21 protein-coding genes are annotated in these 24,302 nt (G+C 60.2%); 4 read left to right on the top strand and 17 right to left on the bottom strand.

Features of this window, described 5'->3' with window-relative positions; translation table 11 throughout:
• Window positions 1-57: 57 nt before the first annotated feature.
• From CAF87_RS05600 to CAF87_RS05590, 3 genes are all read right to left on the bottom strand, one after another.
• Window positions 58-1,359: an FAD-binding oxidoreductase gene (locus CAF87_RS05600; protein ID WP_085730880.1), complete on the bottom strand. Its 1,302-nt coding sequence runs from the start codon at window positions 1,357-1,359 to the stop codon at window positions 58-60.
• Window positions 1,356-2,444 carry a polyamine ABC transporter substrate-binding protein gene (locus tag CAF87_RS05595; protein ID WP_085730881.1) on the bottom strand — a complete coding sequence of 363 codons (1,089 nt, stop codon included), beginning with the start codon at window positions 2,442-2,444 and terminating at the stop codon, window positions 1,356-1,358. The genes CAF87_RS05600 and CAF87_RS05595 overlap by 4 nt, the downstream gene beginning before the upstream one ends.
• Before the next feature lie 91 nt (window positions 2,445-2,535).
• Window positions 2,536-3,894: a glutamine synthetase family protein gene (locus CAF87_RS05590; RefSeq protein ID WP_085730882.1), complete on the bottom strand. Its 1,359-nt coding sequence runs from the start codon at window positions 3,892-3,894 to the stop codon at window positions 2,536-2,538.
• Between the two features lie 162 nt (window positions 3,895-4,056).
• On the opposite strand from CAF87_RS05590, the gene CAF87_RS05585 reads away from it, so the two are divergent.
• A complete protein-coding gene (locus tag CAF87_RS05585) occupies window positions 4,057-4,962 on the top strand; it encodes a helix-turn-helix domain-containing protein (protein WP_085730883.1) in 906 nt (301 codons plus the stop codon).
• A gap of 18 nt (window positions 4,963-4,980) precedes the next feature.
• Here the strand turns inward: CAF87_RS05585 and CAF87_RS05580 are convergent, their stop codons facing one another.
• Window positions 4,981-5,727 (bottom strand): anti-sigma factor, encoded by a 747-nt coding sequence (locus CAF87_RS05580; protein ID WP_085730884.1) that lies wholly within the window; start codon window positions 5,725-5,727, stop codon window positions 4,981-4,983.
• A complete protein-coding gene (locus tag CAF87_RS05575) occupies window positions 5,720-6,232 on the bottom strand; it encodes a sigma-70 family RNA polymerase sigma factor (RefSeq protein WP_085730885.1) in 513 nt (170 codons plus the stop codon). The genes CAF87_RS05580 and CAF87_RS05575 overlap by 8 nt, the downstream gene beginning before the upstream one ends.
• Window positions 6,233-6,386: 154 nt before the next feature.
• Between CAF87_RS05575 and CAF87_RS05570 the strand changes: the two genes are divergently transcribed.
• Entirely contained in the window at window positions 6,387-7,358 is a 972-nt protein-coding gene (locus tag CAF87_RS05570) for a metallophosphoesterase (RefSeq protein ID WP_085730886.1), read from the top strand.
• 14 nt (window positions 7,359-7,372) lie between these two features.
• Window positions 7,373-7,681: a cupredoxin family copper-binding protein gene (locus CAF87_RS05565; RefSeq protein ID WP_085730887.1), complete on the top strand. Its 309-nt coding sequence runs from the start codon at window positions 7,373-7,375 to the stop codon at window positions 7,679-7,681.
• Between the two features lie 42 nt (window positions 7,682-7,723).
• Here the strand turns inward: CAF87_RS05565 and CAF87_RS05560 are convergent, their stop codons facing one another.
• From CAF87_RS05560 to CAF87_RS05505, 12 genes are all read right to left on the bottom strand, one after another.
• Entirely contained in the window at window positions 7,724-8,773 is a 1,050-nt protein-coding gene (locus CAF87_RS05560) for a hypothetical protein (protein WP_085730888.1), read from the bottom strand.
• A gap of 30 nt (window positions 8,774-8,803) precedes the next feature.
• A complete protein-coding gene (locus CAF87_RS05555) occupies window positions 8,804-10,621 on the bottom strand; it encodes a hypothetical protein (protein WP_085730889.1) in 1,818 nt (605 codons plus the stop codon).
• 3 nt (window positions 10,622-10,624) lie between these two features.
• Window positions 10,625-11,917 carry a hypothetical protein gene (locus tag CAF87_RS05550; RefSeq protein ID WP_085730890.1) on the bottom strand — a complete coding sequence of 431 codons (1,293 nt, stop codon included), beginning with the start codon at window positions 11,915-11,917 and terminating at the stop codon, window positions 10,625-10,627.
• Between the two features lie 19 nt (window positions 11,918-11,936).
• Entirely contained in the window at window positions 11,937-12,857 is a 921-nt protein-coding gene (locus CAF87_RS05545; protein WP_085730891.1) for a hypothetical protein, read from the bottom strand.
• Between the two features lie 65 nt (window positions 12,858-12,922).
• On the bottom strand, window positions 12,923-15,292 hold the full coding sequence (locus tag CAF87_RS05540) for a hypothetical protein (RefSeq protein WP_085730892.1): 2,370 nt from the start codon (window positions 15,290-15,292) through the stop codon (window positions 12,923-12,925).
• Between the two features lie 10 nt (window positions 15,293-15,302).
• The gene (locus CAF87_RS05535; RefSeq protein ID WP_085730893.1) at window positions 15,303-16,445 is read right to left on the bottom strand and encodes a hypothetical protein; all 1,143 of its coding nucleotides are present in this window, start codon (window positions 16,443-16,445) and stop codon (window positions 15,303-15,305) included.
• Window positions 16,424-17,869, bottom strand: coding sequence for an alkaline phosphatase family protein (locus CAF87_RS05530; RefSeq protein ID WP_085730894.1), 1,446 nt, complete (start codon window positions 17,867-17,869; stop codon window positions 16,424-16,426). Before CAF87_RS05530 ends, CAF87_RS05535 begins: the two co-directional genes overlap by 22 nt.
• Entirely contained in the window at window positions 17,859-19,091 is a 1,233-nt protein-coding gene (gene eboE, locus CAF87_RS05525) for a metabolite traffic protein EboE (protein WP_085730895.1), read from the bottom strand. Before eboE ends, CAF87_RS05530 begins: the two co-directional genes overlap by 11 nt.
• Entirely contained in the window at window positions 19,088-19,972 is an 885-nt protein-coding gene (locus CAF87_RS05520) for a TatD family hydrolase (protein ID WP_085730896.1), read from the bottom strand. Before CAF87_RS05520 ends, eboE begins: the two co-directional genes overlap by 4 nt.
• A gap of 35 nt (window positions 19,973-20,007) precedes the next feature.
• Window positions 20,008-20,763, bottom strand: a complete 756-nt coding sequence (locus tag CAF87_RS05515; RefSeq protein ID WP_085730897.1) for an EboA domain-containing protein — start codon at window positions 20,761-20,763, stop codon at window positions 20,008-20,010.
• A complete protein-coding gene (locus CAF87_RS05510) occupies window positions 20,760-21,650 on the bottom strand; it encodes a UbiA family prenyltransferase (protein ID WP_085730898.1) in 891 nt (296 codons plus the stop codon). Before CAF87_RS05510 ends, CAF87_RS05515 begins: the two co-directional genes overlap by 4 nt.
• Window positions 21,647-23,521 carry a 3-dehydroquinate synthase gene (locus tag CAF87_RS05505; protein ID WP_085730899.1) on the bottom strand — a complete coding sequence of 625 codons (1,875 nt, stop codon included), beginning with the start codon at window positions 23,519-23,521 and terminating at the stop codon, window positions 21,647-21,649. Before CAF87_RS05505 ends, CAF87_RS05510 begins: the two co-directional genes overlap by 4 nt.
• A gap of 470 nt (window positions 23,522-23,991) precedes the next feature.
• On the opposite strand from CAF87_RS05505, the gene CAF87_RS05500 reads away from it, so the two are divergent.
• Entirely contained in the window at window positions 23,992-24,207 is a 216-nt protein-coding gene (locus tag CAF87_RS05500) for a hypothetical protein (RefSeq protein ID WP_139831703.1), read from the top strand.
• The last annotated feature ends 95 nt before the right edge of the window (window positions 24,208-24,302 follow it).

The following is a 24,302-nucleotide window of genomic DNA, read 5'->3' as shown; positions in this document are numbered from 1 at the left end:
CAATATAGAAGTGCTTTGCGATAGAGCAAATGTGCAGGTCGCTTCAACCCGCGAGATTCAGCCGAGTATTTCCCGCAGGCGATACCAGAACATGCCCAGTGCCAACAGCGGTGAGCGCAACGCCGGGCCCCCGGGGAAGGTCATGTGCGGCACGCCGCTGAACACGTCCATGCCCTGGCTGTGGCCTGCGTGAATCGCTTCGCCCAGCAATTTGGCGCACCAGTGCGTGACGTTCAGGCCATGGCCGGAATAGCCCTGGGCGTAGAACACGTTCGGGTGCTGCTTGAGCCGTCCGACCTGCGGGAAGCGGTTGGCGGTGATGCCGATCTTGCCGCCCCATTGGTAGTCGATGCGCATATCCGCCAGTTGCGGGAAGACTTTGAGCATCTTCGGTCGCATGTAGGCAGCGATGTCCGCCGGGTCTCGGCCGGAATAGTGGCAGGCGCCGCCGAACAGCAAGCGTCGGTCTGCCGAGAGCCGGTAATAGTCGAGGCCGACTTTCTGGTCGCAGAGCGCGAGGTTTTGCGGGATCAGTTCGGCGGCGCGCTCTTTGGACAAGGGCTCGGTGGCGATGATGTAGCTGCCGGCAGGCAGGACTTTACCGCTTAGCTGTTGCTCGAGTTCATCGAGGTGCGCGTTGCAACCGAGTACCAGACTGCCGGCCCGCACAGTACCAGAAGCACAGCGCACCTGAACCGTGGCGCCGTGGATGATTTCCAGCACCGGGCTCTGTTCGAAGATCCGCACCCCGAGCGACGCTGCCAGACGTGCTTCGCCCTGCACCAGATCGAGCGGGTGCAGGTGGCCCGAGCCCATGTCGATCAGGCCTCCTTTATAGACACCCGAATTGACGACTTGCCGACGCATGTCTTCAGGGCCGACCAGTCGTGTTTCATGGGCATAACCCGAGGCCGCGAGACTCGCCTGTTCAGCCTTGAATGCCTCGAACTGCGCCGGGGTGTTGGCCAGTTCGCAGAAGCCCCAGCGCAGGTCGCACTCGATGGCGTTGTCTTCGATGCGCCGGCGCACCAGTTCCACTGAGTCGACGCCGGCCTGTTGCAGATAGCGCACGCCTTCGGCGCCGACATGACGGGCGAAGCCCTCGACTTCATGGCCGATGCCACGGATCAACTGGCCGCCGTTGCGCCCGCTGGCGCCCCAGCCGATGCGCCGGCCTTCGAGCAGCACCACCGAGAGGCCGCGCTGGGCCAGCTCGATGGCGGTGTTGACGCCGGTGAAGCCGCCGCCGATCACGCAGACGTCGGCGATCAGGCCGCCTTCAAGCGTTGGGTAGGTTGTGCTCGCCCGAGCCGATGCGGCGTAGTAGGAGCGGGCGTGTTCCTGGGTGTACTGATTCATTTGTTCGACTTCACTTTGCTCCAGGAACGGGTCATCAGACGCATGATCGACTGGGGCGGGGTGGTGGAAATGTAGAGTTTGTCGAGCACTTCCTGAGGTGGATACACCTCTGGATTGCTGACCAGTGCCACGTCCATGTATTGCTTGGCCGGCGGGTTCGGGTTGGCATAGCCGACCGAGGCGCTGACCTTGGCGATCACTTGCGGATCGAGCAGGTAATTGATGAAGGCGTGGGCCTCTTTGGTGTTGCTGGCATCGGCGGGAATCGCCAGCAGGTCGAACCACAGGTTCGCGCCTTCCTTGGGAATGGCATAAGCGATGTTCACGCCGTTCTTCGCTTCCTTGGCGCGGTTGGCGGCCTGGAATACGTCGCCGGAGTAACCGAAGGCTACGCAGATGTCGCCGTTGGCCAGGTCCGACACGTATTTCGACGAGTGGAAGTAGGTGATGTACGGACGGATGCTCAGCAGTTTGGCTTCGGCTTTCTTGAAGTCTTCCGGGTTCTCGCTGCGCGGGTCCATGCCCATGTAGTTGAGGATCGCCGGGAACACCTCGTCGGCCGAGTCCATCATCGACACGCCGCACTGGGTGAGCTTCTTCAGGTTCTCCGGTTCGAACAGCACGGCCCAGGAATCGATGTGGTCGACGCCCAGCACCTGCTTGACCTTATCGACGTTGTAGCCGATGCCGTTGGTGCCCCACAGGTACGGCACCGAGTGCTCGTTGCCCGGATCGTTTTTCTCGAGCAGGGCCAGCAGTTTCGGATCGAGGTTCTTCCAGTTCGGCAGTTGTGAGCGGTCCAGTTTGAGGAACGCCCCGGCCTTCACCTGACGGGCCAGGAAGTGATTGGACGGAACAACCACGTCGTAACCGGTGCGACCGGCGAGGAGTTTGCCTTCGAGGGTTTCATTGGAGTCGAAAACGTCGTAGATCACCTTGATGCCACTGCCGGCCTGAAAGTCGGCGAGGGTGGTTTCGCCGATGTAATCGGTCCAGTTATAGACGCTGACCTGGGGTTGGGCTTGCGCACCGGCGCTGCAGGCCAGGGCCAGGGCGGCGGGGATCAGGGATTTCAACAGACGCATATCGACACCTCTTCGAGTTGGATTTTTTTATGCTCGTAAAGTCGGTAGGGATCGCTCCCGGACAGTGTCCGGGAGCGATCAGGTCGCAGGCTTAAACGCTCAACAACAGGAACTCACGCTCCCAGGAGCTGATCACGCGCTTGAAGTTTTCATGCTCGGCGCGTTTCACCGCCACGTAGCCGCGCACGAATTTGCTGCCCAGATACTCGGCGACGGTGTCGCACTCTTCCATCTGGGTCAGCGCTTCTTCGATGGTGATCGGCAGGCGTAGATTGCGGCGCTCATAGGCGCGGCCTTCGACGGCGGCACTTGGCTCGATGCCTTCGACCATGCCGATGTAACCGCACAGCAGGCTCGCAGCAATCGCCAGATACGGGTTGGCGTCGGCGCCGGGCAGGCGGTTTTCCACGCGCATTGCTTCAGGGCCGGACGTTGGAACTCGCAGGCCGACGGTGCGGTTTTCTTCGCCCCATTCGACGTTGACCGGCGCCGAGGTGTCGGGCAGGAAGCGGCGGAACGAGTTCACGTTCGGCGCGAACATCGGCAGCACTTTCGGGATGAATTTCTGCAGACCGCCGATGTGATGGCGGAACAGGTCGCTCATGGTGCCGTCGGCATTGGCGAAAATCGGCTTGCCGGTGGCGATCTCCACCACGCTCTGATGCAAGTGCATGGCGCTACCGGGCTCGTCGCCAATCGGCTTGGCCATGAACGTCGCGGTGACGTCGTGCTTGAGTGCGGCTTCACGCAGGGTGCGCTTGAACACGGTGATCTGGTCGGCCAGATCCAGCGCGTCGCCGTGACGGAAGTTGATTTCCATCTGCGCCGGGCCGTCTTCGTGGATCAGCGTGTCGAGGTCCAGGCCTTGCAGCTCGCACCAGTCGTAGACGTCTTCGAACAGCGGATCGAATTCGTTGGCGGCATCGATGGAGAACGACTGACGACCGCTTTCAGCGCGACCGGAACGACCCAGTGGTGCCTTCAACGGCAAGTCCGGGTCTTCGCAACGCTGGGTCAGGTAAAACTCCATTTCCGGCGCAACGATCGGCTTCCAGCCCTTGTCGGTGTACAGCTGCAAGACTTTTTTCAGCACGTTGCGCGGCGACAGTTCGATCGGGTTGCCGAACTTGTCGAAGGTGTCGTGGATCACGATGGCGGTCGGCTCGATGGCCCATGGCACCACGTACACCGCGTCGCTCACCGGTTTGCAGACCATGTCGATGTCGGCCGGGTCGAGCAGGTCGTAGTAGATGTCGTCGTCGACAAAATCCCCGGTTACCGTTTGCAGCAACACACTTTCCGGCAGGCGCATGCCTCGCTCATGCAGGAACTTGTTGGTCGGTGCAATTTTGCCGCGGGCGATGCCGGTCAGGTCGCTGACCACGCATTCCACTTCGGTAATCTTGTGATCTTTCAGCCATGTGAACAGCTGATCGAAAGGGGCATTCATAAAGACCTCGTCGTTGGTTTTATTGACGCGGGGGAAGTGCGATTTCATCTTTCGCAGGCTTCCCCTGTGGCGCGTTGACGACTATCTTGGGCGGGCCTTGCCGTTCCATCTATCCACTTTCAGCAGCACCAAAGCGCACCAAAAGAGTGCGCAAGGTCTCCCATGACAACGTGTAATCCGCTACAGGTTCAAGCTTTCAACACCGCCGATGTCGCCGAGCAGATCCGCGCGACACCGGGCTGGGTCCAGCATTACCAGCAGATGTCGCCGGGGCATTTCGCCGGGCAAATCCGCTATCTGGACCTGGAAGGCGTGGAGGTCTACGAAGAACAGATGAACACCCGTGTGGAGCAGAATTTCAGTGCACCGTCGGGGTCTCTGGCGTTCTGTTTCGATCGCAGTGACAACGCGCTCTATCTGCTGAACGAAGAGAGCCGCAACATCTGGATCACTCCGGAGAACTACCAGGAAATCGCCGTGGTGTTCGGCCCCGAGTTCGTCCGCCGCAACGGCCTGGACGTGGCCCGGCTGGAAGGTTTGTTCATGGCGCCGCTCAATGGCGCGCAGAATGCGCTGTTCAGCCGCTGGTTAAGCTCGACTCTCACGAAGTTGTCGCAAACCCTTGATCAGCCAAGCAAAGAAGCATTGACCCAGCAGTTGCTGGAGGACTGCCTGTTCATCCTCGATAACGCCAGGGTGTGTCTGGACAGTGGTGGTTTGCAGCGTCGCGCCGAAGAGCGGCAAACCATGAAGCGCGTGGGGGAATGGGCGGCGGACTCGCCGGAAGAAACCCTCAATCTGCTGGAGCTGGCCCAGGTGGCCGGGGTGTCGTTGCGACAGTTGCAGCAGACCTTCAAGGCCTATACGGGGATGTCACCGACTCAATGGTTGCGTTTGCGCCGGCTCAACAGTGCCCGCCGGGAACTGCTCAAGGGAGCATCCTCGGGCACCACGGTGGCTGAAGTCGCGATGAACTGGTCGTTTTGGCATCTGGGGCGGTTTTCCAGCAGTTACCGGGCTTTGTTCAATGAGCTGCCAAGTGAGACATTGAAGCGATCAAGCCGCTAACGGAGGAGATAAAACCTTTCAAGCGCCGTTCCTGAGTAACTGGCCGAACGCCTCCAACTCACTTTTCTCTACATCCGAAACCAGCACGAAACGCATGTGAGCGGCCTGCCATGAAACCACATTGAAACCGCGAATCGACTGGCTCTGCGTCGGCTTGTCGGCTTCCGTAGTCGGCAGGATAAACACATTGATGATGTGTTTGGCCCGGCCGTAACTCAGGGCCGCGGTGGTCTGGTGCTGCAAGTAATCCAGCCGGCCGCCGAGCAGTGGAAAGCCCTGCGCCGAGTAGTCGACGACGGGCGGCGAGAAGTCGAGTTTGCCGGTGAACCAGGGTTTTACGGTGTGCCGATCGGACGACACCACATCGTTCAGGTGCTGGCCCATCAACGAGCGCACATGGCTGGAGACGGCTTCGTCCATCAACGGTTGTTCGCTGCCCGGTGTTGCCACGTAAAGCACCATCGCCAGGGCCAGGGCCGCTGCGGAAAAAACCGGGGCGAACCATTTTCGCCAGCGTTCGATCGGGCCCGGTGATGCCGGAGCAACAGCGGCAAGCACGCTGGCAGTCAACGAAGCCGGCGCGGAGTAATAGGGCGCATGACGTTTCACGCTGACCTTCAGCAGCTTCGCCTCATCATGCAGCCGCGCACAGTCAGCGCATGTGGCCAGATGCGCAGCGACATCCGCCGCCATCGCCGGATCAAGTTCCTGATCCAGATAGCCATGCAGTTGTGTCTGGCAAACCGTGCATTGGAGTTCATTCATGATCGTGCAACTTCAGTAGTTCGAGCTTGAGCATGGCGCGAGCCCGGGCCAGTCTCGACATGACGGTGCCGATGGGAATATCGACCACCAGGGCGATGTCCTTGTAGGGCATGTCTTCGAGTTCCTTGAGCACAATGACCTCGCGAAACGCCGGTGGCAAGGCGCTCAATGCCTGCTGGAGCAACGCCGCGTTTTCCGTGTGAATGGCCAACAGTTCCGGGCTCTGGCCGTGACTCAGTGCGCCGTCGATATCACCCGTCTCGTCATCGATAGCGACCCAGTGGCGCCCGGCCGAGGCTTTGAGACAGGTGTAGCTTTCGTTGCGCACGATGGTCAGGAACCAGGCCTTGGCGTTGCCGTCGGCAAAACGCTGTAAAAACCGGAAGGCGCGCAAGGCGCTTTCCTGCACGACATCCCGTGCAGCGGCGTCGTTGCCCGTGATCCAGCGCGCGAGGTTGTAAGCCGCGTCCAGGTGCGGCGCAATCAGTTCCTCGAATCGATTCATAGTGGTTTCCGCACCGTCACACCCCTATAACCGTGATGCGTCGTGTTTTATTCCCTGAAAAGAATTTGTTTTGCGGCGTGGAATAAACGTTCGTCCCGCAAGGTTCTTCCTGGTGTCAGCTACATCACTGTAGTCCGCCAGCGAGGACCTACCGATGGACAATCAAACAAAACATCCACTGCGCACCGACGGTTTTCTGAGCAACCCGGACCGGCGAACGCTGCTCAAATGTTCGGCGTGGGCCGGGGCCGGGGTGCTCTGGGCCCTGAGCGGCGGCATTCCCAGAGCCTTTGCGATGGATGAAGCGGGCAACGTCAGCGATCCCAAGGCGTTGGCCAGCACCTTTCATTTCGTGCAGATCAGCGACTCGCACATCGGCTTCAACAAGGAAGCCAATCCGGAGCCGGTGAAAACCCTGCAGGTGGCGATCGACAAGGTCATTGCACTGCCGAAACGGCCGTCGCTGATCCTGCACACCGGCGACATCACCCACCTGTCCAAGGCCGAGGAATTCGACACAGCGGCGCAGGTACTCAAAGGCTTGCCGTCCACGGTGCATTACATCCCCGGCGAACACGACACCCTCGACGAGGGCGGCGGCAAGCTCTATCTCCAACGTTACGGCAAGGGCACCAAAGGCAACGGCTGGTACAGCTTCGATGACCACGGCGTGCATTTCATCGCGCTGGTCAATGTCTTCAACTTCCAGGCCGGACATGAAGCCACCTTGGGTGCGGATCAACTGGCCTGGCTGGCCGATGATCTGCGCGCGGTATCGACCAGCACGCCGATCGTGGTGTTCACCCACATTCCGCTGTGGACGATCTATCAGCCATGGGGCTGGGGCACCGAGGATGGCGATCAGGCGATTGCGATGCTGCGCAAGTACGGCTCGGTGACGGTGTTGAACGGGCATATCCATCAGGTGATCCAGAAGGTCGAAGGCAATATCACCTTCCACACCGCCCGTGGCACGGCCTACCCACAACCGGCACCCGGTGCGGCGCCGTCACCGGGCCCGATGACCGTAGCGGCGGACCAGTTGCGCAACTATCTGGGGATCACCGAGGTGCGGGCGACACAGGGCGAACATCCGTTGGCGCTGATCGATTCGACACTGGTCTAGGGGAGGGCGACCCAATGAAAGCACGACTGTTGGCAGTGCTGTGCCTGTTTTTGTCGATTCCGGTCTGGGCACAGGAAGTGAAGGTCGACATCAAGGAATTCATGTTCGGCCCCAAGGATCTGACCGTGGCTGTGGGCACCAAGGTGACGTGGGTCAATGATGATCAGATTCCGCACACGGTGGCTGAAACCCACAAGGTGTTCCGCTCGGGGGCGCTGGACACTAATGACAGTTTTTCCTGGGTGTTCAATACGCCGGGCGAGTTCGAGTATTTCTGCGTGCTGCATCCGCAGATGATCGGCAAGATTGTGGTGACTCAGTAAACAGGGGCGCGGCTTCAATGAGGCCGCGCCCTTTTTCTGTTTTCAGAGCTGTACCCGACGCAGCCTGCCGCTCAATGCAACCACCGTGTTATCCGGCGTGGGCAAGGGGCGCCCGGTTAACCCCATGCCTTCGCTCACCAGTACCGCATCCTGCACCAGACACAGGTTGGACGGGGTATCCAGGTCACGGGCGAGCACCGTTACTTCGCTGGTTTGCAGATTGCAGCTCAACAGTCGCCCGCTGAACCGGGTAAATCCGCCATGCAGGGGTTCGCCATTCCAGTCAGGCGGCAGGGGTTGTTGCAGACGGCTGCAGAGTTCCAGCACCAACACATTTCCTTGCGGACACAGCGCCAGCCCGGTGGGCAGTTGCAGGCCGCGAATCAGCACTTCGATCCGGCCGGTGTCGGGCCAGACCCGAATCACCTGACCGGCCTGATCATCAAAGTCGATGCCTTTGCGGGCCGGGTCGCCTTGCAGCTCCCCGGAGAACAGGCTGATCAACACAGCGTCTGTCGCTGGTTCATGCACCAGCGTGACGGGGACGGCTTCCTGGCCCATGTCCAGATCGGGCAACTGGACCAATACCTGTTCATCCTCGCCAGTGCTGAACTCCACCAACTGATTGGTATCGGGTTTGACCGCCAGCCAACTGCGGCGGGTCGGGTGATAACACAGCGCATTCAGGTTACCCCGGCTGTGAAACACCGGCTCCGGCGGGGTGTATTGCAGGTCCAGCAGTTTCGAGCCCGCGACATAATCGGTCTGGCTGACCAGACAGCGCCCGTCACCGCAGGCGATGTCCGACAGGCCCATGATTTCATCGCGTAGCATGCGGGCCTGCATGTTCATCGAGCGAAAACCCTGAACCACGGTTTCCCGGGCGAGCCAGGCGCCGGGGTGGAGCGGGTCGGGTTGCAGCCGGCTGATACGGCCGCTGAAGGGCTGATCCGGCAGACCTGAGCCAGCCTCGGCCAGCAGCAGGCTGCCATCGGCTTGCACGCAGGCGCCGCGTGGGTTCAGCAGGCCTTCGGCGATGATCGTGCTGGGGCGCAGCGTCTCGCGGGGGCGCGCAGGAATATGAACAGTCATAGGTGTCTCTCCATGGTCTGAGGGGCGCGATCACTGCGGCGGTTGCCACGGCTCGCCCGTGAGATAGGCCCGCAACAGTGCCCGCTGACAGGGCGACATTGACCTCACCACGGGCATGAACAGCGTGGTGCCTTTGTAGGCATCCGAGGTCCGCGCGAGGATCGGGTTCTTCGCGCCCATGATCGCGTCCGGCTGGTTCAGCGGGATGTAGCGAGACATGGCCGGGAAGGCCAGATAGTGAAAACGCAGGACGTTCGGGTACATCTGTTCCCACGTGATGGTGGTGCCTCTGGGGATGCCGAAGTCGGTCTGGGCGTATTTGCGGAAGTTGGTGAAATACGTGCCGCTGTCCTGACCGTTGACGGTGTAGGTCAGGGCGACGAACCCGGCGAGTGGCGCCGCTGCGGGTTTTACGTTGACGGAGAACGTGACGGACAACTGACCGGGGCTCAGCGTCAGGGCAGGAGGGAAATAAAGGAAGTCGCAGTAGCGCTGTTGCGTGTAATACGGCCCCGAGGGCGCGGCGGTTAGATCGATTTCGGTTGTGCTGGGCACCGCAGCCCCCATATACCGGACCTGCAGCGTAATCGACAGGCCCTGCGGGTAGTCCTCGGTATAGACGCTGCGTTGATCGGCATAGATCCGATAGACAGACTCTGTCGCCTGCAACTTAGTCCCGGCGACCGAGCCGGGGGCACTGATGGCCAGCGCCGAGGATCTGACCGCCGACTGTTGGGCTGTATTGAGTGGCAAATCGACAATGCCGCCATACACGTAGTAGTCGAGCAGGGGACTGCTGGTCGGATCGAATGTACCCAGGCTGGTGTTGCCGGCTGCCACGGTGACAGTGCCGTAATTGCCGTTAGGTCCGATAGGGCTGGTGATGTCATCCCGGACGGCCCTGAACGTCTGCTTCGGAATGATATTGACCATGTCGACGCTCAGCATTGCGGGGTTGCTCAGGTCTGCATAGCCGGTGCCGCCCGTACCCTGATTGACGATCTGACGGCCCGCCTGACAGTCCAGCGGCTCATTGGCGAACGCCGGCGCCAATGTACCGATGACCCGGCCAATGCTCGGGTTCGGGGTGTCTCTGCCGGCGGCATAATCGGCTTGCAGCTGGGACGTGGTCATCGTCGGGCACATTTCGAACATCACGAAGCGCAGGACGATACCGGTGGCGCCCGGTGCCTGGATGATCGATCGCAAACCGCTGCTGTTCTGGTTCCAGCTGACAATACTGCTCAGCGGGAAGGTCAGCTGGAAGGTGCCACTGATACGGCAAGAACCAGGTGCATCCAGCTCCTTCGGCGTCGGTTGCAGCACCCGCTTGCCGAGATCCTGGCTGCTGCAAACCGTATTGGCGTGAATCAGCAATTGGATGTTGCTACTGCTACCGATTTGCAGGCCACCGACAAATATCTGGGTGGTGGTGGTCGAGGTGGGGTCGAGGTCGACCATCATCGGGCCTGATACCGGCGCTTGCCCGGTGACCGGGTCCACGGAGCCCAGCAGATAGACCGGCTGGCCCACCATATCCCCGGTGGTACTGACGCTGCCCGGGCTGCCTTGAGAACTGATCAGCGCATTCTGCATGTCGACGACATGTTGCCCGTAATGATTCCAGCCACCGGCGGTGTAGTAGTCGCCCGTAGGCGCATTGATCATGCTGTTCAACTGATCGTCGGTATAAGACTGAGACCCCGATGCCAGGGTCGAAGTGGTCAGGTCAAAGATCGGCCAGTTGTCATCGCCGTCATAAGGAATGGTGGGTGAATTGTTCGGCAGGCTGACATCCGTGCGGATACCACCCCAGAAATTCAGTCGCGGGCCGTTGAGGATGCTCATGATTTATTTCCCGTCCTTGATGGTTTTGCCGAGCGGCGAATTGGCGAATTTGAACAGGTAGGAGTAATCGGACTTGTAGGGACTCTTGACCGGCGTCGCCATGGAATGGCAGTTCATGCAACTACTGTTGGGCTGGATGTAGCTTTCCATGGTCACGTTGGCCGAGAGTGCCGGTGTCGGCTGGCCCAGCGGGTTGCCGGGGTTGTCCGGCATCAGCGGGCGTTGGGTGGTGATGAGCTGGTAGTACTTCAACACGCTGTTTTGCAGCCCCGGGTCGGCCTGGTAACTGGCGTTGATCTGGTTGGTGATATCGGCAATCGGCGTGACCCGGTTCAGCGGGTTCGGGGTCTGGAACGTGGTGCCGGGTTTGGGCACGCAGACCTGGTGCGGGCCCTGAGTCTGCCAGTCGCACGGCGATTGGTTGAGGGATGCGTCGGGCGCGGCGGCGTTGAAGTAGGAATAGGCCGTGCCCGCGACCGGCTGATCGACCCATTGGCCGTTCACCAGTGCCTTGGGTGGAACGTTGTCGACCTGCTCGAACGTCGACCAGATCCACTGCGGATAACCGTTGGCCTTGGTGATGATGTGCAAGCCCACCAGCCCCAGAAATGCCTCGGTGACACCGTTCTTCTGGCCCTGTTCATTGAAGGTCGCCACCTGGGCGAGCATGGTCAGGTAACGGCTGGCGTTGTCATGGACGGTGAGTATGCGCCAGCTCGACTTGATCTCGATGACGCCCCACGGAAACGTGATGTTGTTGGCTTTGGAGACGACGTCGGCGTTATAGAAGTTATTGCCCACGATGTAGTTGTATGAAGTCTCGTTGGCCGAAATATCGTAATAGGTCGGGTTTTTCGCCTGATCGATCAGCCAGCCGCCGACCGCCTGATCGACGGCGTTGACCTGAGCGCTGTTTTTCAAAGAGGCGATGTTGATGATGTTGAAGCTTTTTGCGATCTGCGGGGAATTCCACGGCCCCGGATTGGCGGCGTTCGGCAAAAAGATTTCCCCCACGGTCTTGTAGGTCTGCCAGACGGTGTAGCCGGCCGCACCGGGCTGCTTGGTGCAGTCGGGATTGCCGCGCTGCCCGCTCTTTGCCGGCCAGCTCAGGGCGATGAACATCTGCCAGCTGTATTGATCGAACTGATCCTGACCGGCCGTGGCGGCCGGTGCGGTGCTCGGCGGCTGGCAGTTCAACTGGCTGGTCTGCATCGATGGCATGGCTTGTTCCCTGGCCAGCACCGGCAGGCTGGCCAGACCCAGCAACATCACGGAAAAACAGAGTGTGGTTTTCATGGCGATCCTTCGTCGTTGATCACGGTTTACGCTGCATGAGCTTGTTCCACTGCGCCTTCTGACCGTTGCTCTGCGATTCCGGTGGCTCGAACAACTGGCAGGGTGGCGGATTCGACGGGCACATGGCGGCGACCTGCGCCCAGGTCTTGGCCGGGTCCGGTTTGGCGATGTGAAAGTCGGTGTAGTTCTGGCTAACGATCGGCGCGTTGGCGACGCTGGTATCGCCCGAAAAGAAGAACGATTGCGGCGGCCGGTAGGGCGGTTGCCCCGACATTTTTTTGTAGAAGGCATAACCGAACAGAATCGGACCTTGTGGCGAATCGAGATCCAGGGCGTAAGCCTGCACGCTGCCGTTGAGGTTTTTGCTGCGCTCGGCGCTGTAGGGCAGGTGTTCGATGAAATCCTGCCGTGGCGGATGATTCATCGGGGAAAACATGCAGCAGGCCGGCATGTCTTTCGGGCGATCCTGCGGATAGGTGAGGAAGTACGCCTTGTTGCCCAGAGATACGAACGAGCAGGTGTAGTTGTTGTTCTTGATCGGGAAGATCGGCAGACAGTATTTCTCGTAGTGCTCCATCATCGCGCCGAAGCCGTCGCCGTCCGGTGGAATGTACGTCGTGTCGTAGTAGCTGGTTCCGCGAGAGACGGTGTAGTCCGCAGGCTTCAGGGTCGTTGGCGGGTTGCTGTAGGGCGGCGGGTTGTTTTCGTAGTTGTGCATCACCCGGTACATGGTCCAGTTACTGATCCAGAACGCCGGAAAGAACGGGTCGGAAGGCTCACCCGGATTGCGTTTGGCGATGCAGTTGCCGTTCTGTTCATTACACCCCAGCGTGTTGTGTACGCCATTGGTGAAGTAGACGGCGCCGCTGTCCTGGGCGAATGCAGACGGGCAAAACAACAGGATCAACAGCAACAGACGGTTCAAGAGGCTGACGTTCATGGGTCACTCCCTGGCAAGGCGCACTGCGGGCGCGAGGCCCGCAGTGGCTCATCTTTCCTGATGGATCAGAGGTCGTCGTAATCGCTCATCTTGAGTTGCATGGGCGGGAAGTTGCGCTTGACCAGTTTCTGCGCCCACAACTCCAGCACGGCGCGACGGCTTTGCGACAGGTCACGGGTGATAGGCATCGCGAGAGTGCTTTCTTCCTGGTACTCCTTGCTGATCAGCCGGATCAACTGATCGACAGCGCCTTCCACCCGCGTGCGGGAGTTGAGCGGCATGAACTTGTTCATGATCGGGTACAGGTAGTAGAAGGTCTTCAGGACCCGTGGGTAGATGAAGTCATCCCAGATCGCTTCGGGCGCATCCTTGTTCTTGTAGATGTCGTTCCAGTAGTTGACGAAGTCCTGTTGCAGCTGCATGTCCAGTGGCAGGACGCGTAGCGGGGCGAGGAAGTCGACTTGGGCGTCCGTGAGCGCGAAGCTGAAAGGGATGTCCGGGTCGCTGGTGCCTTCCTTGACGATCAAGCGCAGCGTAGGGAAACCCGGGGCCACCGCCTTGAAACTCACCTGGGCGATGCCGTCGGCGTTGGTGGTGGTGGCGACGTAGGAGTAATCCACCGTCTGATCGTTATCCAGCGTTCCGCTGACGTAGACGCCGGCGTCGAATTCTAGGCAAGGGGTTAGCGGGACCGTGATCGGTTTACTTGAGCCGTTCATGAATGACTGATAACTGACCTCAACGCCCACCGGTTTGTCTTTGGTTTCCAGATTGACCAGTCGACGACCGCTGCCGGTGGCCAGGTAGTTAGCTACAGGCGCCGTGCCCTTGAACTGTGGCAGGTTGGCGGTGTTTTTGTTGCGGTCTGCGTTGTCGTAGAACAGCGTGAAGTCGGGGTTATTCAGGAACGTCAGGTAGTAGTCGCTGGTGGTCACGTTGTAAGGGTTGCCGTATTCCACAACCCAGAGTGTGGTGTTGGCGGCCGGTTGACCATTTTTCTGCACCATGATGTTCAGCGTCTTGCGGTCGTTCACGTCGACAAAGGTGCCGCTTTCTACCACCTCGGCGGTCCAGACTTGCTGAGTGGCGGCTTTCACTGGGCCTGATGAAGTCTGTTGTTGCAGTTCCAGCGGGCCGGATTGCAAGGTGGTCGCTTGCGTGGCGCTGAGGGGGATATCCAGCAGGCCCGAGCGTTTGTCGAAGGCCGACTGTCGATACTGCTCGAAACCGATGTCGACCACCGGCACGAAATTCCCGTTCTGTGATACACCCAGCTTAAAGTCGCCGGCCTGGAACTTCTCGGCAGTCAGGATATCGGCGTTCTTGTCCAGCGGATAGAACGGAAACGTGTTGGCCAGATCCAGCGACACCGTGTTGTTGGTGATCTGCGCCGAGGTCACACCCAGATTGGTGCTTGTCGGCTGAGACACGCCGGGGCGAGTGACCATGATCTTCTGGTCGGTGACCAGACGCGGGCCGGCGGGCGCCGTGGGGTATTCGTGATCGAACCACAGACCCAGGGTCGCGACGGTACGGTTGTAAGCGGGGTTGAAGAAAATATCGGAAACGTTGTCCAGCCCCTTCTGATACATCGCCGTCAAACGGGCCTGCGCCGATTTGACGTTGTCGCGGGTGTCGACGTACGGGAAGTCGTTGAACACACCGTTCCTGTCGTAACAGGTGAGGTACGTGGCGAACCTGAACATCAGACCCTGAGCGTTTTGCGCCTCCATCTGTTGCTGAAGATTGCTCAGCAGGACGGAATCGCCAATGACCCATTCCAGATTGTCCCGGGGAAAGCAGGTCTGCCAGGTGGTGGTGACATACGCCAGACCACCGAAGTCGCCGGCCCAATTGAACGTCAGGAAGCGGTCGAGCATCCGGTATTGACGGTTCAGGGTCAGGCCACAGGTGGCATCACCCAGCTGCAACTTGTCGAAGTACAGCGCCGTGAAGGTGTTCTGCCACGGGCTGATATCGACGAAGCGCGCGGCCGTCGGGCTCTGACTGCCAAAAGGATTGCCGAGCAACTGGAAGTCCCTGCCGACCAGTGCATCCTGAGCAATGTAGGTGTTGGCCTGCAACTCGCCACCAATAATGGTCGAGCGGGTGCTCTGGTAACTCACCGTCCCGCAGGCGTTGTCGCCAAACAGGTCCCATTCGGCGGGTATGAACGGGAAGGTGTTAGGGCCTCCGTTGGTCGGAACCTGCTGCACATAGGGCGGCAGGTCATTCTGCTGCACGGGTGAAATGATCCAGGGCATCAGGGTGGTGGGAGCGTTCTCCTGGGTAATGTCGTAGTAGCGGGTGAACGGCCAGTTGATATCCATCTTCACCGCGTCATACAGCGGCAGCACGTCGTTGTTGTTGGCCGTCGGCGGGTTCCAGAACATATGGCCGTTGAGGTAGATCCGGGGGAAGTTCAATACGCTCATGTCGTGCTCCTTAGCGTTGCCACTGGGCGCGCTTCAGCGACCAGACAAAGTCCAGTTTTTTGTAGCCTTCGAAGTCGGAGGCCGGCAGCGGAGTGGTCGGGTAGACGATGCCGCCATCCTGTTTCATGGCGAAGTTGTAGTAGCCCTTGTCGTTCGAGTAGGCCGCAGTGCCGTGGCAGGCCAGACAGGACGAAGTGTTCTGGAACGCCGACTCCAGCTGCGAGTTGGCCAGCACCTGGGTGACGGGCTGGTACTCGACCCCGATCAGTTCGTACTTCGACAGTGTCGGGTTGCTCGTCTGGAAGCTGGCATTCACCGGTTTGGCGGCCGGGGTCGGCCCGGTGGTGTTGGTCATTGGCGTCGGTGTGGGGGCGTTGGTCACCGTGTATTTGCTGTTGTTGACGTTTTCGAAGGTGGTCCAGACCCAGTTGGCGTCCAGTTTGTTGACCACGTGCAGCCCGCTCAACGCCGCATAGCCGACCTGGTAGGTGCCGTCATCCTGCTCGTAATAAGCCTGGCCAATGTAGTAACCGTCGTTGGCCAGGGTTTGCCGGTAGGTCGTGTCCGAACCGATCCACAGCCACGCGGCCTTCAACTCCCACGCAGTGGCCGGGAAGTTCAGGTTGTCCGGCAGCGCGGCCTGACCGTTCATGTTGTAGACCTGACGCGCCACGATGTAGTCGAAGGTGTCCTGTCCCATCAATAGTTGAAAGCGCACCGGGTTGCCTCGCTGAGAAGCAGGCACGGTGCCGCCCATGTGCAGCGCCAGACCATCGACCTGTTGCGTGGCATTGATATTGTGGAAGGTCCGGTTCAGGTCCATCCCCAACGTTCGGGCCTGTGTCAGCACCTCGGCTGGAGGCGGCACGGGACTGGCGTAGGCGCCGGGAGCAGCGCCATCCGGCAGGTAGACCTGGTCCGAAGGCTTCATGGTTTCCCACACCCGGTTACTGGCCTGGGTGGGGCTGAACTGGTTCAGACAGACAAACCAGTTCCAGGCCATGGTTTCGGGACTCTGCTCGAACGCCGCCCGGGTCTTGGCAATGTCGGTTCCAAACTTCAGGAATTGATTGCAATCGAAACTGTTGGTGTCCTGTGCCTGAGCCAAACCGGCCAGTGCACTGAGAACGGTTAAAGAAATGGCTCGCCGCATGGAAGCTCCTTGGCATTGGCCGAGTGGTGGTAGAGGTGCCCCAGAAAATGCTGAAGGAGCAGTTGTTTCACTGCCGTAGCCGCCAGGGTTTGTGGCAGCGGCAGATCGCAATTGGTGATGAGCAGCGGGCCGCTTTCCTCACGCTCGGGCAGGCGACCGTGACTGCCACGGACCAGTCCGGTGTCCAGTGGAATCAGGTCCATGTAGTAGCGAAAGCCGAGCTTCTTCTGCAGCAGGCGCCGCGCGACTCGCAGTTTCGGGAAGCGGATGGCCGGGTCGATGAACAGTTCCAGCGGGTCGTAGCCCGGCTTTCGGTGGATGTCCACGGTGCGGGCAAAGTCGGGCGCCTTGTGGTCGTCGAACCAGTAGTAGTAATCGAACCAGTAACCCGCGGCGGCCACGGCCACTAGTTCGCCGCTGCGCGGGTGATCCAGCGCAAAGGTCCGTTGTTCGGCCTTGTCCAGCACCTGCTCGATGCCGGGTTGGCGCTGCAACAGGGCTTTGACGCGGGGAATGTCCCGGGCGTTTTTCACGTAGACATGCGCGATCTGATGATCGGCCACGGCAAATGCCGCACTCGCGCCAGGGTCGAGCAGTTCCCAGGTCAGTGATTGGCGTACTTCCAGCAAACCTTCCGAGCGCAGCACGCGGTTGATGGACACCGATTGATTGACCGCTTCGATGCCGTACTCGGACAGCAGCATCACCGCTGCGCCTTGCGCCTCGGCGAAGGCCAGCAGCCGGCCGACTTCCTGGTCGATGGCCTGCACCTCATCGGCAATCGACGGATGATCTGGCCCCACCCGCTGCAGGCTGTAGTCGAGGTGCGGCAGGTAGATCAATTGCAGGTCGGGCCGGTCGAGCTGGAATTCGGCAATGGCGCAATCGACGATCCAGCGGCTCGACACAATACCCGCCGCCGGCCCCCAAAAGCCCGGAAAGGGAAACTCGCCGATCTGCCGTTCGATGGTTTCGTGCAACGAAGCCGGTGACGAATACAAGCCGAACAACTTGCGGCCATCAGCCGGGTAGTGAGGACGCGGGGTGATGGCGGCATCCACGTCGGCGTACATGTTGTACCACCAGAACAACTGGCTGCAGCGAAACCCGGGGATCTCGCGCTTGAGCGTTTCCCAGACCTTTTCACCCTGGATCAACGCATTGGGCTGCAACCAGAAGCGCACTTCGGCCTGATCGCGAAAGTACCAGCCGTTGCCGACGATGCCGTGTTCCGACGGCGGCCGTCCGGTGAGAATCGAGGCCTGCACCGACGACGTGACCGCCGGGAACACCGGTTGCAGGCAGGCCATTTTGGCGGTTTTGAGCAGGGCATTGATGTTCGGGGTCGCGTCACCCAGCAACGATGGCGTCAGCCCGACCACGTTGATCAGCAGCAGCGGTTGGCGTGGTTGTTCAGAGGGCATCGGCGTACGCCTCCTGCGCTAGTGGCTGCAGCAGTTGCCGTTGGCGCAACTGCTCCTCGACCCATTTCAGTTCCGCCGCGATACCCTGCAGTTGGGCGTGTTCATTGGTCGGACGCAGTTGGGCGGGGAGGACGCCCCAGCTGTAGGTTTCCACTTCCAGCACGGGGCGAAACTCCCGATGGTCGGCGAGATAGTCAAAGGTCTGCGCCAGAGCGATCTGACTGCCACTCAGCTCGGGCAACACCAACTGTTCGCTGAACAGCGGGATATGGAAATGAATACGCAACTCGGCATAGCGATCCGGGTGCTGTGCGCATTCGTCGAGGGCGGCGGGCAGATCGGCCCAGGCCACCATGCGGTCCTGCGCGTCCAGCGCCTTCACCTGATGCAGATAGGTGGTTTCGCAGAAGTCGCGCAAGGTCTCGAGGACCTGTTCGCGACGGCTGTCTTCCGCGCAGGGCAAACGACAGACCAAGGCATTGGAAAGCTGGATCTTGCCGATCGGCACCCGTGCCTGACGCAGCCTCACCAGCGAGCGATAACAATCTTCGAACATCACGGCCTGGTGGCAGACGTCAAAACACAGCGCCAGATACTCATGATGCGGATCCGTGGTTTGCCAGCGGCGGAAAAAGGCGATGGCCTGATCGGTGTTTTCCAGCACGCAGTCCGGTTCCATCTCCAGACAGAACACGATTTTCTTGCCGGTCTCCCGATGCAGCCTCGCCAGTGACGTCGTGAGTTCGCGCAGTTGAAACTCGGCACGCAGCTGCAGCGTCGGGCTCCAGGTGGCGGCGTACCCCAGCGGCACGGTGGAAATCACCCCTTGATGACAGTCCGCCGGCAACGCCTGCGCGAGGATCTGCGCCAGTTCGAGGCTGTACGCCAGGCGCTTCGGCTCGGCCCAACTGGGCAGGTACACGGCGGCTTTTACCGCACCCTCATGAAACTGCCCGTAGGGGAAACCGTTGAGCGAGGTCAGTCGCAGCCCACTGCGTTGAAGCAGTCCGAGAAATTCCGTCCGCGCGGTTTTCTGCTGTAACCCAGTGGCGGCGAGGGCGCTGATCCACAGTCCACTGTCCTGTTCTTTCAGCCCGCGTTGCGTGCGCACGCCCTGAAAGTGCTGTTCGATGGAGGCCTTCAGCCTGGCCAGGTCATGGGTCGGGTGCACGTTGCTGCAATACCCGACCTGCGCGGCAGCCCAACCCATGCCGGCACTCATTTGATCACCGGCTCCTGCCCGCGCAGGGCAGAGTTGTCCTGCCATTGCCGGCGCTGATCGATGGGCAGCGGCGTGCTGATCAGGGTTTTGTCGAGTTGGCCACTCTGAGCGAAAAAATCCACCGGATTGTGGAACAGCACTTGTTCGACCTGAGCCTCGCTGAAACCCTCCGCCAACATTGCCTGACCGGTTTTCGGCACCTTGAGCGGATCGCTGATGCCCCAGTCGGCGGCGCTGTTGACCACCATTTTCTCGGTGCCGTACTGCTGGAGCAGGGCGACCATGCGCTGTTCCGACATCTTGGTGTTGGGGTAGATCGAGTGACCGCGCCAGCAGTCGCTGTCCAGCACCAGCGGCAGCGTCAGTTCGTTGAGGTGATCGATGATCACCAGATTCTCATTGATCCCCACCTCGCGAATCACCGCCAGCGTGCGCTTGGTGCCGCCGATCTTGTCGCGGTGCGGCGTGTGCACCAGCACCGGCAGATTGAATTGTCTGGCCAGCTCCAGTTGCGCGGCGAGAAAGCGGTCTTCCTCGGGCGTAATGTCGTCGTAGCCGATTTCACCGACCGCTACCACGCCGTCTTTCACCAGATAGCGCGGCAGAATCTCCAGCACTTCATTGGCCACCGACAGGTCATTGGCCTCCTTGGGGTTGAGGCCGATGGTGCAGAAGTGATGGATGCCGAACATGCTTGCGCGAAAGCGCTCCCAGCCCAGCAGGGTGTCGAAGTAATCGATGAAGCTGCCAACGCTGGTCCGGGCCTGACCCTGCCAGAACGCGGGCTCGATCACCCCGGTGATGCCGGCGGCGGCCATGTTCTGGTAGTCGTCGGTGGTGCGGCTGACCATATGAATGTGCGGGTCGAAATACTTGGGCATGGTGAATCCTCGTCAAGGGAAGGAGACGTTGGGTATCAGTTCAGGTGACTGCGCCATTCCGGCGGCAGGCGCTGCTGTTGGTCCAGGTCGAGCAGTCGCTGACGCTGCTCCGGGGTGAGCTGGTCGAAGGCAATCGCCAGGGGCAAGCCAACGGACACCGCCCGATCTGCCGCGAGTTGTTCTTCCAGCAGGTCGAGGGCCAGTTGATTGAGGGGGATGCTGTGTCGCTGGCTCAGGCCGATCAGGCGTCGCACATCGAGCCCCATGCCCAGCGCTTTCAACAGCAGTTGGTGGAAGGCCCGTTCCGGGTAGTGACGGGACGGGTAGGGCGTATCGAGGGCGAGGGCGGCAAACACCTGGCTGTTGCTGGTGCGCCCGGCCTGCAACGCCAGTTCCACGCATTGCCCATGGCTGTCGAGCCAGTCGAAGGCTTTGAGGACGGCGATCTTTTCCTGATCGTCGCCCCACAGAAAAAGCTGGCGCAGCATGGACAATTGTCCGCCCTCGGAGGACTGTTCAAGGACCTGTGCCAGCAATAAAGCGCGCGCCAGTTGGATCAGATTCCAGTGGCTGTCGGGCAGTGCCCGGTCACGCAGATGACGCTTGCACTGGCCGCTCAGAAACGATGCGGTATTGGCGTCCGGTTGCCGGGCCAGTTGCTCTTGCGCCTGACGCCACCAGTGCAACTCAGTGTCATCGAGTTGCCGGGTCAGGGCCTGATGGTGTTCGGCAAGGCAATCGCGGCGCATGCCGAGGGCCGCCGTCGGCGGCGCGGTGACGTCCATGTTCATGTCGGTTTGATCCAGCGCTGGAAGTGTGGGAGCAGGAAGAACACCAGAACACACAGCAGGCTGCCCAACGGCTGGTTGGCCACGGCCATCACCAGCGCATCGAACAGTGGCAGCGCCGCGAGGCCGGCCCCGATAAAGGCGCGGACCTTGCGCTGCTGCGGGTTGGCAAGGTGTTGCCGGTAATGCCAGCCCAGCCAGCCGAGCCAGAGCAACAGCACCGGCCAGAACCACAGGTTGTCGGCGTAGATCGCCAACGCGAGGGGACTCAGCATCAAGAGCAAGGGCAAGCGACTGAGCAACTGGTTGTTGTGCTCATTGCGCGCCAGGTAAGTCAGCCCGCTGATGTAGACGCCCAGCAAAATCGCGCAGAGCCAGATCGGCTCCGGCGGCACAGCCAGACTGGCCGCTGCCGTGAGGTACAGTGCCGAGCGACAGGCGCCCATCAACCAAACGCTGTGGGCGTATTTTTTGTGCAGCACGTTGTAGCCAATGATGCAGCCCACCAACAGGCTGACGCTGGCCAACAACCAATGCGGCTGATCGATCAGTTGGCTCAGACCCAGCACCGAAGCGGCCGCCAGTGTCAGCAACAACACGGTGGCGAGGCGCACTTGCTGGCGGCTCACCAGACCCAGCGTGATGGGCCGAGGATTATGGTGTTGCTGATCCCAGTCGGCATCCAGCAGATCGTTCAACAACATGCCGGCCAGATACAGCAGTGACAGGGTGAACAGCAGCAGAATCCACACGAGCCACGAGGGCGGCGCCAGTGCACCGGCGCTGCTGGCCAGCAGGGCGGCGGCCAGGGTGTTGGTCCACACCGTGGGCAGGTTGGAGACACGGCCGAGGGTCATCCAGGTCTTGAGGTTTTGCGGGGTCTGGCTCATTTCGCGAAACCCTCGCTCAAGTCGAGCACCGGGACGCTGCGGGCGGACAGCTTCCGCAGCGCCTGCTCCATCCTCGCGTCGTCGACTTCATGCAGGTCTACCGACTGGCCGATTCCGCTGAGCATCGGGATCGAGAGTTGCCCGCCGAGGTGTTGACGGAACTCTTCCAGCCCGAGCAACACGGGTGAGCGACCTTGCGCATCTTTGAGGGTCAGTTCCGGCGGGCACAGGTTGAAACCGAGTCGGGTCAGCAGGCTCATCACGCGTTCACTGTCGGTATCGCTCAACAGCCCGAGGGCATTGGCGTAAAGCCCGTCGAGTGCCATGCCAACCGCAACGGCTTCGCCGTGACGCAAGCGGTGATGGCTGAGGTTCTCCAGTTTGTGCGCGGCCCAGTGCCCGTAATCCAGTGGCCGTCCGTTACCGCGTTCGAAGGGATCGCCGGCGCCGGTGATGTGCGCCAGGTGCAGCTCGGCGCAGCGGCGGATCGCGTAACGACTGGCCGGATGATCGAAGCGGGCGAGGGCATCGGCCTGTTGCTCCATCCATTCGAAGAATGTCCGGTCCTTGATCAGCGCGACTTTCACCGCTTCGGCGAGCCCGGCGACCTGGTCGCGGCGGGTCAGGCTGGTCAGCAACTGGAAGTCATTGATCACGGCAGTGGCGGGGTAGAAGGCGCCGAGCAGGTTTTTCTGGCCGAAGGCGTTGATGCCGTTTTTCACTCCGATGCCGGCGTCGTTCTGCGCCAGCACGGTGCTCGGCACGCGGATCAGGCGGATACCGCGATGGAAGGTGGCGCAGGCATAGCCCACGGAATCCAGCGCCGCGCCACCGCCAAGAGCGAGTACGTAACAATGCCGGTCCAGCCCATGTTTCAGCATGTCGGCGTAGAGCTGCTGCAGCACCTGTGAATCCTTGCTCAGCTCACCGGCCGGAATGGCAATCGGCGGTGCCTGTAAATGCAGGTCCGCTGCATGGGCAGCAAAGTAGCCATCGATCTGTGCCAGCAGATGCGGCGCGCTTTTCAGCAGTTGTTCATCGGCGAACACCATCACCGTCACCCGGCCGTTTTGCCGGGCGGTGAGTTGTTGATGCAGGCAGGGGTTAGAAGAGTCGAAGAGGTGATCGGTGAACACCACCGGGTAGTCGTAACTGACTTCGAAACGCCCGTGCAGCACTGGCTCGGCACCGTGTTTGCGCAGGGCCTTGAACAGGCTGTACCCGGCGATGAACAACCCCGGCAACACCATGCTGGCGAGAATCGTCACCAGCAGCGCGTTCTCCTCGACGAGGAATGTGCCGATGGCGCTGTAGGCCAGTGCCAGCCCTGCATTGGCCAGGGTGGTCACCAGCAGGAATGCCCGCAGTGGATAATGCTGCATGCCGGCGGCCACCACAGACGTCTCAGCCAGCACGGGCACGCCGCGCAGACAGATCAACGACAGCGTGCCCAGTCGATAGGCCATTTGCCCGGGCTTGCGTTGATGCAGGCCGAGACGACTGGACAGCATCCGGAAATAACCGGCCCCCAATGCATAACCCAATCCGGCCCCCAGACATAGGCCAATGAAAATCACCAGATAACCGCCGACGCTGCCGAGCATGGCCACGGCCAGTAGCGCGACCACACTGGAAGGCACGGGCAGCACGACGTCCAGCGCCAACAGAGCGATCAGCAACAGCGCCAGGTTAAGTTGCTGGGTGGGGGAAGTCGGCAGGTACAGGTCGAGATGATTGAGGAAGTCCTGGATCTGCTGTTCGAACAACAGGAAACTGGCAATCACCAGTACTGCAAAGCAAAACAGTGACAGCCAGAAATGTCCGGCCGACGCATTTTTCGAGAGCGCACGATACCAACGGCTGTGCTTCATCAAGCATCCCTCTTGATTGTGATGACTGAGTTCCGTTCAGCAACTAAAGCAGCGTCTTGTTTGTTTCAGAAGAATGAACGCTCCCGCCGGGAGGGCTGTTTTTATTATTCGATGGGTCGTGCCAGTGAAGATATTCATGAACCTAGACGGTTGTTGTGGTTTTGCAAGTCGATTGGGTGATGGTGTTTCTAAGAGGATGTTTAGTGGGTGTGAGAGTATCGCAAGGTGGCGGCATTATTTCGTGAATTTACTCAGCATATTCAACAGGATGGGGGATTTTATTGAAGTGTTTTAATTGCTGTTTAAAACGCCAGATGAGAAGCCGTTTCAACTGGGTTTGTTAGCAAACTACTTAGATGATGGCCATGTGGCATTATTTTTCGTTATTTGAGTTATTGCGGCTGGCTATAAGTGTTCTTGATAGTTGAGTGAATTACTCGGTTAGTTGGACTTTTAACTTGCAAGCTCACATGGAAAGAAAGATCCGGATGACAGGCAATTCCTTAAAACCCATGCCGCAGACCGTGCTTGATCAATTGGCGACCGAAGGGGCCTTCGGCCGCGTCGCTGAGAATGGGCAGATGCTTGAAGTGGAGGGCGGCAAGTTTTCGCTTGCCGATGGCAGGTGCAAAGGGTGGGTGCTGGAAAGGCAGAGTCGTTGGGCTGCGAAGGCTTATGGCAACTGATATTCAGACGTCAGGAAGGCTGAGTGTGCGGAGATTTTGAGCTGCTATCGTTGTGCATACAGCAGAGTCGTATCCCTGCGAGGTTCTTGAGTGGC

Origin of the sequence: Pseudomonas sp. R38(2017) (assembly GCF_002112395.1) — a bacterium.
Lineage (GTDB): Bacteria > Pseudomonadota > Gammaproteobacteria > Pseudomonadales > Pseudomonadaceae > Aquipseudomonas.
This window is presented reverse-complemented; position numbering and strand designations above follow the sequence as displayed.